Raw genomic sequence first — 11,975 nt, 5'->3', positions numbered from 1 at the left:
GGTCGTCTCCTTACGCGGCCGTGCGGAGCGCGAGACGCGCCCAGTCGCCGTCGAGGGTGCGGAGTTGGGGAGCGGGGGCACCGCCGAAGGCGATGGACTGCAGGTAGTTCGCCACCGGGATCTCTGCGGGGATCAGCTGCGAGGCACCCAGGTAGAAGTTCGCCTGGTCGTACGAGTCCTGCATGCCGCGGAGCGCCGGGTTCGACGCCGGCGGCGAGTCCTTCCGGACGCCGAAGCCGTTGTTGTCGGCGTTGTACTGGTCGTTCACCGCCGGGCTCATGAGGAACGACAGGAACTCGCGCGCCGCCTCCTGCTTCCGGGACGCCTCCGGGATCCAGAGCCCGAGGTCGACGTTCACGCGCACCTTGTTGTCGCCGGCGTCGTCGGTCGCGGGGAACGGGAACGTGCCGAGCTCGATGTCCTTGCTCGACTTCGCGATCTCGCCGAGCGCCCACGGCCCCTGCAGGTACATCGCGGCCTTGCCCTGCGCGAACGCGAGGTTGCCGTCGCCGTACCCGCGGCTGGCGGCACCCTCCTGGTGCCACTGCAGCAGGTCCACCATGCGGTCGACGGGAGCGGCGAAGTCCTTCTCGAACGAGACGCGGGAGCCCTTCCCGACCTGGGTGCCCTCGCGGTCGAGCGCCGCGAACGTCTCCTGCAGATCGAGCATGCCGCCGACGGAGTAGTCGAACATGCCCTGGGCGATGGTCCAGTTGTCCTTGTACGTGCCGTACATCGGGGTGATGCCGGCCTTCGTGAGGCGTTCGCACACGGAGCGGAACTCGCTCCAGGTGGTCGGGACCTCGATGCCCTGATCGGCGAAGATCCGCTTGTTGTAGATCACCGAGGCGGCGGTCACCGAGTACGGCAGCACGCTCGTCCGACCCGGGTGGTCGGCGGTCTGCCGCATGAGCGGCCAGAGGTCCGGGTTGATCGTGTCCTTCTCGGGCAGGTCGCCCAGGTCGGTCAGCGCACCGTGCTCGACGAACGACACCATCGCGTAGTTGTAGTTCAGGCACCCGAGGTCCGGCGGCCGGTTCCGGACGAAGTTCGCGGACATGTTCGACGTCGAGTCGCGGATGACGCGGATCTTCGACTGGCTGTCGTGGAACTTGGCGATGACGTCGTCGAAGTAGCCGATGACCTCGGGCTTCGACACGTAGAACGTGATGGTCTCGGGGCGTGAGCTCGAGGACCCGAGCGGGGCGCACCCGGCGAGCGCGAGGCCCGCACCGATGCCGCCGGCACCGAGCAGGAAGGACCTGCGACTGACCGCGGCGGCCGTCCCCTTCGTGGCGTGTGGTTGCACGTCGTCTCCGTCCGCGCGGACCCGGCGTCCCTGCCGTTCCGCGCCGCGGGCCGGCTCCGGTGCCGACTCGCAGGACTAAATCTAGCGACAAAATCTAATCGCGCAAGCAACTCGTGTCGCGGTAGGGTGCGGGCATGCAGCCGTCCCGTCGATCGAGTGCCGAGGTCGTCCTCGCGTACGCGTTCGACTCGTCGGCGTTCACGGCGACCGAGGCCATCGGTGCGACGGGGCTCACGCGGTCCACGGTGCTCGCGGCGTGCGGTGAACTCGTGCAACTCGGCTGGCTCCGGGCGCTCGACGACGCCCGGGCGGCGGGGGAGTACCACAAGGGTCGACCTGCACGGCGCTACGCCCTGGACGACCGCGCCGGGGTCGTCGTCGGCGTCGATGCCGGGCAGCACCGGGTGTCCGTCGCCGTGGCGGACCTCCGCGGCACCGTCGTCGGTCGCGCAGTAGCCTCGCTCGGCGAGACCGGGCTCGACGTCGACGTCCGGCTCGGCGCCGTCCGTGACGCCGTCGCCTCGGCGGTCGCGGACGCCGGCGTGGATCCCGACCGGGTGCTCGTGGTGGTCGTGGGGATCCCGGCACCGGTCGACGGGCGGGGGGTCTCGCCCCGGGACGGTGGCTACTGGGACCGGATGAACCCCGGGTTCGCCTCGCTCGCCGGGTCCGGCCGGGTCGTGGTCGAGAACGACGCGAACCTCGCCGCACTCGCGGAGCGACCGTCGTCGGGGGACGCCTCGTTCGCCGCGCTGCTGTCGGGCGAGCGCTTCGGTGCCGGCATCGTCGTCGACGGCTTCCTGCTGCGGGGTCCCCGTGGCGGCGCGGGGGAGATGCGCGTGCTCGACCTGGTGGACGGGGTGGGATCGCCCGAGGGCATCGGCGCGACGGCGCGCCTGCTCGTCGCGGAGGCCGCCGAGCGGGTCCCGGCGGGGTCGCTGCTCGCCGGGCGGAACGGTTCGGAGCGGCTGTTCGAGGCCGCAGCGCTCGGTGACCCCGTCGCGGTCGAGGTCGTCGACCGGCTCGGAGACCGTCTGGCCCGGGTGAGCGTCGTCCTCGCGAGCCTGCTCGACATCGACCGCGTCGTCGTCGCGGGCGCGATCGCGGATGCCGTCGGGCCCGTGCTCGAACGGGCTCGCGTGCACCTCGCCGGCTGGGACTACGACCCCGTCCCGGAGCTCGTCGCCTCGAGGCTCGGAGCCGACGTCGTCGTGCTCGGTGCCGTCGCCCGGGCGCTCGACGAGGTCCGGTCGGAGCCGCTCGCGCTGTCGCTCCCCGTCCCTCCCGTGGTCAGCGTTCCGCTGGCAGCGGGATGACGGCCCGGTCGTCCCACGGTTCCGTCCACCCCAGTCGGTCGAACAGTGCGTCGAGCAGCATCGCCGTGAAGCCCCACACGGTCTCCGTCCCGTGTGCCGTGTCGAGGGTGAACGCCGGACCGCGCCACTCCTGACCCTCCCGCCGGATCACGGTCACACCACGGTGTGCCGGGTCGAGCAGGTCGGCGACCGGGGCCCGGAAGACCGTGGCCGACTCGCCTTCGTCGACGGCCCGGACGGGCGACGGTGCGCGCCACCATGCGACCACCGGCTCGACGAGGTGGTTCGAGTGGGCGAGCGGTACCGCTGGGAGGACCCCGAGGACGTCGACGCCGGTCCGGTCGAGCCCGGTCTCCTCGTGCGCTTCGCGGAGAGCGGTGTCCGCGGCGTCGGCGTCGCCTGCGTCGATCCGACCCCCGGGGAAGGCCACCTGGCTCGGGTGGGCGCGGAGCGTGTCCGCGCGCCGGAGGAGCAGGACGTCGAGGTCGTCGGAGACCCTCGGCGCCGACGCGCGGCGGTCGCTCGGGTGGTCGTCCAGGACGCCGAAGAGCATGAGGACGGCGGCGCGCCGGGGTGAGCGGAGGGTCGGGAGCGTCGGCACGAGCGGCGCGGTGGTCTCCCGACCGACCGTCGCCAGCGCTGCCCGTGCCTGCTCGTCGCTCACGTCCCCACCCTAGGCGGACGGCGCTGCGGAGCCGTCGCCGTCGGCCAGCACGATGACCTTGCCGGCGATGCGACCGGCGGCGCCCTCGGCGTGCAGTGCCGGCAGGTCCGCGAGCGGGATGCGCCGCGTCACCTCGACGTCCAGCTCGCCGGTGTCCACCAGGCGCACGAGTTCGGTCAGGCGCTGCCGGTCCGGCTGCACGAACACCGTGACCGCCCGGACCCCGCGGTCCTCGTCGCCGGGGGTGGCGATGAACGCCGTCGTGCTCACGACCGTGCCACCGTCGCGGGCCAGGGCGACCAGGGAAGCGAACCGCTCCGGCTCGAGGGGGGCGAGGTTGAGCAGCACGTCGACCTGCCCGTCGACCGCGGTCAGGAGGTCCTCGGTGGTGTGGTCGACGACGACGTCCGCACCGGCCGCGCGCACTGCGTCGGCGCTGCGCGGGCTCGCCGTCGCGACGACCTCGATGCCCGCGCGCTCCGCGAGCCGGACGGCGTACTTCCCGACGACCCCGCCGGCTCCGACGACCAGCAGTCGCTGCCCGGCGGTCAGCCGGCCCTCGTCGAAGACCGCCTGCCATGCGGTGAGCGCCACGGAGGGCAGTGCCGCCCCGTCCGCGAGCGAGATGCCCGACGGTGCCGGGACGAGCGACTCGGCCGGGGCGACCACGAACTCCGCGGCGCCGCCGTCCCGCTCCATGGGGAGGAACCCGATCACGGCGTCACCGAGCCGGAGGTCCGTGACGCCGTCCCCGACCTGCTCGACCGTGCCCGACACGTCGTACCCGGGGACGTGCGGGAGCACGACGGGGATCGGGAGGAAGCCGCCCCGCATGCCGTTGTCCGCCGCGTTGTAGGCCGACGCGGCGACCCGCACCAGGACCTCACCGGCACCCGGCGTCGGACGATCGACGTCCTCGATCCGCAGGACCTCCGGACCGCCGACCTCGTGGAAACGCGCTGCTCGCATGATCTTGCCCTTTCGTTGGTGGAGCGTCATCTGCTTCGAATTTGAAGCATCTGGCGAGGACGGTACCACTGCTTCGAATTCGAAGCAACAGGTAGGATGCAGTCATGTCCGGATCCGAACCGAGCACGACCCTCGACGCCAGTGAGCTCGCGGCGTACTTCGCCCTGATCGAGGTCGGGAACCTCGTCCGGCACGCGGTCGAGCAGCAGCTCCGCGACGCCGGGGACCTCAGTCACGTGCAGTTCCAGCTGCTCGCCACCCTCGGTGACGCCCCCGGTGGGAGTCGGCGGATGACCGAACTCGCCGACGGCGTGGTGATCAGCCGCAGCGGTCTGACCTACCAGGTGGGCCTGCTCGAGCGATCCGGGCTCCTCGCCCGCGGGCAGGCGGCGGACGACGAACGGGGTGTCATGGTCACCCTCACCGACGCCGGGCGATCGAAGCTCGGCGCAGTCTTCCCCGGACACGTCGCGCTCCTCCGTGAGTTGGTGTTCGACGCGATCGGCCCGCACGACGTCGAGGACCTCGGGCGGGTGCTCGGCGTCGTGCGTGACCACCTGCGCAGCGTGCCGCCGCGCTCCGCGACGTCCCGTCGTCGACGCAGCGCATCCGTCGACTGAACGGGCCCGCAGGAGCGTTGACACCTCGACGAAGCGGTGGAACGCTCGTGCATGTTGACGTTGCCATGGCGGAAGGGACCCGCGGGTGACGATCGACTCCGGCTCGGCGACGACGCCGTGCCGCTGCAACGGAGCAGACAGGGAGCACGCACACATGCACGCACCGACCACCCGGCGGGGACGACTCCTCACCGCATCGCTCGCCGCACTCGCCGGCGCCACCGCCCTCGCGCTCGCGAGCCCCGCCGTCGCGACCGGGGCACCCGCCCCGGCGGCCGCGACCGCCGCACACGGGAAGCCCGCACCCGCACTCGACCCGACGCAGTTCCACGGCGTCAACTGGGCCGACCCTCGCGACAACTACGCGAACGGCCCGGTCGTGCTGTCCGGACTCGCCACGAGCGACGACTACCGCACCGTCTACCGGACATCGGAGCGGATCATCCGTGGCTTCCGGAAGGACCTCGGCGCGAACACCGTCCGGATACCGGTCAACCCCTCCTCGGTCGGCACCGCCTGGTGGCGTTCGTACAAGGGCGCGATCGACGCCGCCCGGCACGAGGGCTTCCGCGTCGTCCTCGGCTACTGGGAAGGGGACGGCGCGAGTAAGGACGGGCGCGTGGACGACCCGGCTGCCTGGACCGCCATGTGGGACACGCTCACCACGACCTACGCCCATGACCGCGGCGTGTACTTCGAGCCGATGAACGAGCCCTTCGGGTACACCGCCGACCAGTGGATCCAGGTCGCGACGGACTGGGTCGACCGGTACACCGCCCGCGGCATCCCGCGTGACCGTGTGTTCGTCAGCGGGGTCGGCTACAACGACCACGTCGACGCGGTCTGTGCTGCGCCGGCGTTCGCCGGTACCTACGTCTCGCAGCACTACTACGGCTTCTGGGGCACGCACGACGCCGCCGGGTGGGCCGCCGACTTCGAGTCGCGCCTGGGCGACCAGGCCTGCTCGGCCCGCACCGTGCTCGACGAGTTCGGCGTCCCGATGACGACCGGCATCGACTACCGCGGGTCCGCGACGACCGGCAACGCCGACGCCGACAACTCGGTCGCGTTCCTGCAGACGGTGACGACGATCGCCCGGGAGCGGCACCTCGGCGCCGTGTACTGGCCAGGGCTGCGGACCGACGACACCTACAGTCTGACCACCATCCAGGGGTCCGGGAAACACCTGTCGCTCGCGGTGACGAACCAGTCCGGCGTCGCGCTCCTGCACTGGGCGTGGGGTGCGGGTCGTCGCGCCCCGTTCACGGTCGGCTGATCGCGGTTCGCCGACCCGTCGGGCACCCGGCACGGACCGGGCGCCCGACGGGCATGATCGGGGCATGACCCGTGCGCTGCTCCTCATCGACGTCCAGCTCGACTACTTCCCCGGTGGAGCGTTCCCGCTCGTCGAGCCGGAGGCAGCCGCCGATGCCGCCGGCGCCGTGCTGCGCCACTTCCGCGAGACCGGCGAGGACGTCGTGCACGTCTTCCACACCGCCACCGATCCCGATGCCGGGTTCTTCGTGCCCGGGACGCCCGGCGTGGCCTTCCACCCCGATGTCGAACCGCGGGCAGGCGAGACCGTCGTCGAGAAGCACGAGCCGAACAGCTTCATCGGCACCGGCCTCGAGCGGCTTCTCCGTGACCGGGGCGTCACCGACCTGGTCGTCGTCGGGATGATGACCAGCATGTGTGTGGACTCGACCGCCCGCGCCGCCTCGGAGCTCGGCTTCGCGTGCACGGTGGTGGCCGACGCCTGCGCCGCCCCCGACCTCACGCTCGGCGACACGACCGTCCCCGGCGCGTCGGTCCACGCGGCGTTCCTGGCCGCGCTCGACGGCAGTTTCGCCACCGTGGTCCGGAGCAAGGACCTCCTCGACGCCTGATGCCACACCTTGACGTACGAAACGTACGGATCGTACGATCCGTACATGTACTCCTTCCCGGCCAGTGAGGCTCGACAGCGGTGGTCCGACCTCCTCGACCATGCACACCGCGAGCCCGTCGGCATCACGATCCGCGGTCGTGAACAGGTCGTCGTCCTCGATGCCGACCTGGCGCACCGGGCGCTCGCCGCGCTGGACGACGCGATCGACCGAGCCGCGGTCGACGCTGTCCGCGCCGAGCTCGAGGACGACCCGGAGACGCTGCCGCTCGCGGACGTCGCGCGGGAGCTCGGGATCGAGCTTGACTGAGGCTGCACCACCTCGGTACGCCGTCGAGTTGACGAAACGTGCCGCGAAGACCCTCGGCAAGCTCGATCGACCGGTGCAGCGCCGGATCCTCGCCGCGCTCGTCCTCCTGCAGACCAACCCACGTCCGCCCGGCATGACCGCACTCGTCGGCAGACCCGGAGAACTGCGTGTCCGCGTGGGGGACCACCGGATCGTCTACGAGGTCCTTGATGATCGGTTGGTCGTGCTCGTCCTGACCATCGGACACCGACACGACGTGTACCGCTGACGTCCGGTCCCGCACCGGTTCAGCCCGTTGCGGCGATCGTCACCGGAACGTCCGCGCCCGCGCGGTCCCCGACCGTGCTGTGCACCCCGAGCACGGCGTCTCCCGACGGCAGGTCGTCGGGCAGCTCGAACCGACCCGCCACCCGGAAGCGCGACCCCTCCGGCGTCGGACGCCCGAGCACGACCGCCCGCCCCGTCGAGGCCGGCGTGATCGTCACCGCGACGTCATCCGAGGCGCGAGGCGTCCCGCCGGTGTCCTCGCACGTCTGCCACATCCAGTCGACGCTGAGCGTGACCTGCCCGCCGGGGCGGAGGTCCGAGTCACCGAGACGGATCTCCGTTCCGGCGCACGACCCCGCGCTGCTGCTGACCGCGGAGCACCCCGCGCTCGACACCCCGAGCGCCACGACGAGTGCCGCCACCGTCACCGTCCGCGTCGTTCTCCACCCCATGCGCCCCATGACACCACGGTCAGCCGGCGGTACGGGTCACGATCCGGTCACCGGGGCGCCGGTTCACCGGGGCACCGGGTCACCGGGTCACCGGGCCCCCGGGTCACCGGGCCACCGGGTCAGCGTGGGATGGGTGTGAGGCGTTGGAGTTGGGTGACGTGTCCGGGTCGGAGTTCGTCGAGGGTGGCGACGCCGAGCAGGCGCATGGTGCGTTCGATCTGTTCGGACAGGATCTGGATCATGCGGTCGACGCCGGCTTCGCCGCCGGCCATGAGCCCGTAGAGGTAGGCGCGGCCGACCATCGTGAACTTCGCACCGAGCGCGACGGCGGCGACGATGTCCGCGCCGGACATGATGCCGGTGTCGAGGTGCACCTCCGTGTCCGCGCCGACTTCCTTCACCACGGACGGCAACAGGTGGAACGGCACGGGTGCGCGGTCCAGCTGCCGGCCGCCGTGGTTGGACAGGGTGATCCCGTCGACGCCCATCGCCGTCAACCGTTTGGCGTCGTCGAGGGACTGGACGCCCTTGACGACGACCTTGCCGGGCCATTGGTCCCGGATCCAGGCCAGGTCCTCGTAGGTGACGGTGGGGTCGAACATGTGGTCGAGGAGCTCCCCGACGGTGCCGGACCAGCGGTCGAGGGACGCGAACGCGAGGGGTTCGGTGGTGAGGAAGTCGAACCACCACCACGGCCGGGGGATCGCGTTCAGCACGGTGCGGGCGCTCAGCTGCGGCGGGATCGAGAAGCCGTTGCGCTTGTCGCGGAGTCGGGCGCCGGCGACGGGGACGTCGACGGTGACCAGCAGCGTGTCGAACCCGGCTTTCGCTGCCCGGTCGACGAGCGCCATGCTCTTGTCGCGGTCCTTCCACATGTAGAGCTGGAACCAGTTCCGGCCATGCGGATTCGCGGCCTTGACGTCCTCGATGGCGGTGGTGCCCATCGTCGACAGCGAGAACGGGATGCCGGCGCGTCCGGCGGCGCGTGCGCCGGCGCGTTCGCCCTCGGTCTGCATCATGCGGGTGAAGCCGGTGGGGGCGATCCCGAACGGCAGCGCGGTCGGCGCCCCGAGGACGTCCCGGGACGTGTCGACGTGGGACACGTCGCGGAGGATCGCGGGGGTGAACTCGATGTCCTCGAACGCCTGCCGTGCCCGGGCGAGGCTGATCTCGGCCTCCGCGGCGCCCTCGGTGTAGTCGAACGCCGCACGAGGGGTGCGCCGGGCAGCGATCGCTCGGAGGTCCCAGATCGTCAGCGCGGAGTCCAGCCGCTGCCGCCGGCCCGGCAGCGTGGGCTTCTTGAACTGCAGCAACGGCGCCAAGTCCCGAACCCTCGGCAGCCGCCGTTCGATCTGCGGGCGCGTTCGGTCCATGGTCGTCTCCGTTCGACCGCGCTGCGGTGCGCGATGGAGTCATCCTATGAATGGCGGACGCAAACGGCAAGCGACTCCACATAACGAGGCTTGACGAGAAAGACATCCGATGTTTTGATGACCTCGTTCGGTCGACGGCGATCGAACGGGTAGGAGACACGATGAGCCGCATCACCGGGTTGCACGTCCGGGACGTCCGGTTCCCGACCTCGCGGGAGCACGACGGGTCCGACGCGATGAACCCCGCGCCGGACTACTCCGCCGCCTACGTCGAACTCAGCACCGACGAGCACGACGGACACGTCGGCACCGGGTTCGTCTTCACGATCGGTCGCGGCAACGAGGTCCAGGAGGCGGCGATCGCGGCCCTGCGGACGCACGTGGTCGGACGCGACGCCGAAGCGCTCCTCGCCGACATGGGCGGGACGTGGCGGGACCTCGTGCACGACTCGCAGCTGCGCTGGCTCGGCCCGGAGAAGGGCGTCATGCACATGGCCATCGGCGCGGTCGTGAACGCACTGTGGGACCTCAAGGCGAAGCGGGCGGGACAGCCCCTCTGGGCGCTGCTCGCCGACATGACCCCCGAGGAACTCGTCGACCTCGTCGACTTCCGCTACCTCACCGACGCGATCACCCCGTCCGATGCGCTGGCGCTCCTCCGCGAGGCCGAGCCGCTCCGGGCCGAGCGGAGGCGTCGGCTCGAGCGGGAGGGGTACCCGGCCTACACCACGACCCCGGGGTGGCTCGGCTACGACGACGAGAAGCTCGCCCGGCTCTGCCGTGAGGCCGTCGACGAGGGGTTCGCGCAGGTGAAGCTCAAGGTCGGTGCGGACGTCGAGGAAGACGTCCGACGGATGCGGATCGCTCGGCAGGTCGTCGGTCCCGACATCCGCATCGCGATCGATGCGAACCAGCGGTGGGACGTCGACGAGGCGGTCGCGTGGATCGAACGGCTCCGCCCCTTCGACATCGCCTGGGTCGAGGAACCGACGAGCCCCGACGACGTCCTCGCCCATGCCGCCATCGCCCGTCGCATCGCGCCCATCCCGGTCGCCACCGGCGAGCACATGGCGAACCGGGTCATCGCGAAGCAGCTCATCCAGGCCGAGGCGATGTCGGTCCTGCAGATCGACGCGACCCGGGTCGCCGGCGTCAACGAGAACCTCGCGATCCTGCTCCTCGCGGCGAAGCACAGTGTCCGGGTCTGCCCCCACGCCGGGGGCGTCGGACTGTGCGAGGCCGTCCAGCACCTGTCGATGTTCGACGCGGTCGCCCTGACCGGGGACCTGGACACGAGGTGCATCGAGTTCGTCGACCACCTGCACGAGCACTTCGTGACACCGGTCGACGTCCACGACGGCCGCTACTGGCCGCCGTCCGCACCGGGCGCGGGCACCGAGATGCTCGCCGAGTCCCTCGACGCGTACACCTACCCCGACGGACCGATCTGGGCGATGGAAGCGCCGGCGATGCCGGTCCGCGACGCCGCCCGGGTCGCCTGATCGACGCCACCGAACACCATCACCACGACGGAGTGGAGAGACCGATGCAACGACGACGACTCATCGCGGGGGTGGCGGCCGCGGCCGCAGCAGCCCTCGTCCTGACCGGGTGTTCCGCGGGCAGCAGTGCCGGCGGCAGCCAGTCGAAGGACGCCCTGACCTGGTCCATGTGGATCGCCGGGAAGGAGGACAAGGCCGCGTGGCAGAAGGTCGCTGACACGGTGAAGTCCGAGGACGGCATCACCCTGACGATCCAGGGCGCACCGTTCGAGAACTACTTCACGAAGCTCAGCACGCAGTTGACCACCGGCGGTGCCCAGTGCGTCGTGAGCATGCAGTCGCTCCGGACGGCGAACTACACGTCGTCACTCCTGCCCCTCGACGACCTGGCGAAGCAGGACGGGGTCGACCTCTCCGCCTTCGACCAGACCGCGCTCGACGGGATGAAGGTCGACGGCAAGCTCTACGGGCTCCCGTACGACACCGGCCCCATCATGATGTTCTACAACAAGGACGTCTTCGAGAAGGCCGGGGTCGCCGAACCGGAACCGGGCTGGACCGTCGACGAGTTCGAGAAGGCCGGCGCCGCACTCAAGGCCAAGGGCGTCACGATGTTCGGGTCGACCGTCACCGACCTCAACCTCGAATCGATGATCTACGGCTACAACGGCGGTCGCGTGATCACGAGCTCGGGGAAGATCGATGCCACGGACAGCAAGTTCGCCGACGGTCTCGACTGGCTCGCGAGCCTGGTGAAGCAGGGCTACGCCTCGCAGGCGTCGTCCGACGGCTCGCAGTCGAGCAACGACTTCGCGGCCGGCAAGGTCGCGATGTACACGGACGGTCCGTGGTCGCTCATCAGCCAGAAGGCGAAGGTCGAGTTCGACCTCGGCGTGACGACGCTGCCGTCCGGGACGTCGGGCCCGTCGACCTTCGCGGCCGGCTCCGGCTTCGGCGTGTCGAAGCAGTGCAAGTACCCCGAGCAGGCGTTCAAGGCCGTCCAGACGATGACGAGCGAGAAGGTCCTCACCGAACTCGCGAAGGAAGGACGCGCGTTCCCGGGGCGGACAGCCGCGCAGAGCGCCTGGTACTCGAGCGCCGGCATCGACGGTGCCGAACCGGCGCTGAAGGCTGCCCTCGCGAAGTCCTCGCCGCTCCTCGGGAACAAGCAGAGCGACCAGCTCTCGCAGCTGTTCACGCAGTACGCGCTCCAGGCGGTGAACGGGCAGACCTCCGGCAAGGAGACCATGTCCTCCATCGCGGGTCAGCTCGGCACCCAGTAGCCAGCGCTCCGACCGCCGGACTGGA

The 11,975-nt window shown here is 70.9% G+C and carries 13 protein-coding genes; 8 read left to right on the top strand and 5 right to left on the bottom strand.

The annotated features are described in order from the left end of the window. Positions 1–10: 10 nt before the first annotated feature. Positions 11–1,309, bottom strand: a complete 1,299-nt coding sequence (locus MON03_RS12380) for an ABC transporter substrate-binding protein (protein WP_242088663.1) — start codon at positions 1,307–1,309, stop codon at positions 11–13. Positions 1,310–1,443: 134 nt separating this feature from the next. Between MON03_RS12380 and MON03_RS12375 the strand changes: the two genes are divergently transcribed. After that, entirely contained in the window at positions 1,444–2,625 is a 1,182-nt protein-coding gene (locus tag MON03_RS12375; RefSeq protein ID WP_242088661.1) for an ROK family protein, read from the top strand. On the opposite strand, the gene MON03_RS12370 is transcribed toward MON03_RS12375, so the two are convergent. After that, positions 2,600–3,289, bottom strand: coding sequence for an NUDIX hydrolase (locus MON03_RS12370; RefSeq protein ID WP_502798671.1), 690 nt, complete (start codon positions 3,287–3,289; stop codon positions 2,600–2,602). The two genes, MON03_RS12375 and MON03_RS12370, sit on opposite strands and share 26 nt — an antisense overlap. A gap of 9 nt (positions 3,290–3,298) precedes the next feature. Further along, positions 3,299–4,258 (bottom strand): NADP-dependent oxidoreductase, encoded by a 960-nt coding sequence (locus tag MON03_RS12365; RefSeq protein ID WP_242088659.1) that lies wholly within the window; start codon positions 4,256–4,258, stop codon positions 3,299–3,301. Between the two features lie 104 nt (positions 4,259–4,362). Here MON03_RS12365 and MON03_RS12360 point away from each other — a divergent pair, with 104 nt between their 5' ends. The 5 genes from MON03_RS12360 (at position 4,363) to MON03_RS12340 (ending at position 7,341) form a co-directional block, all read left to right on the top strand. Continuing rightward, positions 4,363–4,878, top strand: a complete 516-nt coding sequence (locus MON03_RS12360; protein ID WP_175328154.1) for a MarR family winged helix-turn-helix transcriptional regulator — start codon at positions 4,363–4,365, stop codon at positions 4,876–4,878. A gap of 154 nt (positions 4,879–5,032) precedes the next feature. Then, positions 5,033–6,154 carry a glycoside hydrolase family 5 protein gene (locus MON03_RS12355; RefSeq protein WP_242088657.1) on the top strand — a complete coding sequence of 374 codons (1,122 nt, stop codon included), beginning with the start codon at positions 5,033–5,035 and terminating at the stop codon, positions 6,152–6,154. Between the two features lie 64 nt (positions 6,155–6,218). Continuing rightward, complete coding sequence (locus MON03_RS12350) at positions 6,219–6,764, top strand: cysteine hydrolase family protein (protein ID WP_022904137.1); 546 nt, start codon at positions 6,219–6,221, stop codon at positions 6,762–6,764. A 45-nt stretch (positions 6,765–6,809) separates the two neighbouring features. After that, positions 6,810–7,073: a type II toxin-antitoxin system prevent-host-death family antitoxin gene (locus tag MON03_RS12345; protein WP_242088655.1), complete on the top strand. Its 264-nt coding sequence runs from the start codon at positions 6,810–6,812 to the stop codon at positions 7,071–7,073. A 28-nt stretch (positions 7,074–7,101) separates the two neighbouring features. After that, positions 7,102–7,341: a type II toxin-antitoxin system RelE family toxin gene (locus tag MON03_RS12340; RefSeq protein WP_022904135.1), complete on the top strand. Its 240-nt coding sequence runs from the start codon at positions 7,102–7,104 to the stop codon at positions 7,339–7,341. A gap of 19 nt (positions 7,342–7,360) precedes the next feature. Here MON03_RS12340 and MON03_RS12335 read toward each other — a convergent pair whose 3' ends face one another. Together MON03_RS12335 and MON03_RS12330 are read right to left on the bottom strand one after the other, a co-directional pair. Next, positions 7,361–7,792: a hypothetical protein gene (locus tag MON03_RS12335; RefSeq protein WP_242088653.1), complete on the bottom strand. Its 432-nt coding sequence runs from the start codon at positions 7,790–7,792 to the stop codon at positions 7,361–7,363. 119 nt (positions 7,793–7,911) lie between these two features. Then, the gene (locus MON03_RS12330) at positions 7,912–9,165 is read right to left on the bottom strand and encodes an alpha-hydroxy acid oxidase (protein ID WP_242088651.1); all 1,254 of its coding nucleotides are present in this window, start codon (positions 9,163–9,165) and stop codon (positions 7,912–7,914) included. Between the two features lie 161 nt (positions 9,166–9,326). Here MON03_RS12330 and MON03_RS12325 point away from each other — a divergent pair, with 161 nt between their 5' ends. Further along, positions 9,327–10,667, top strand: coding sequence for an enolase C-terminal domain-like protein (locus MON03_RS12325; protein WP_242088649.1), 1,341 nt, complete (start codon positions 9,327–9,329; stop codon positions 10,665–10,667). Between the two features lie 44 nt (positions 10,668–10,711). Beyond that, positions 10,712–11,950 carry an ABC transporter substrate-binding protein gene (locus MON03_RS12320; RefSeq protein WP_242088648.1) on the top strand — a complete coding sequence of 413 codons (1,239 nt, stop codon included), beginning with the start codon at positions 10,712–10,714 and terminating at the stop codon, positions 11,948–11,950. Positions 11,951–11,975: the final 25 nt, after the last annotated feature.

The sequence above is a fragment of the Curtobacterium sp. DN_7.5 genome (assembly GCF_022655355.1).
GTDB lineage: Bacteria > Actinomycetota > Actinomycetes > Actinomycetales > Microbacteriaceae > Curtobacterium > Curtobacterium luteum.
Note: the sequence above shows the minus strand (reverse complement) of the source record. Positions and strands in the feature narration are given on the sequence as shown.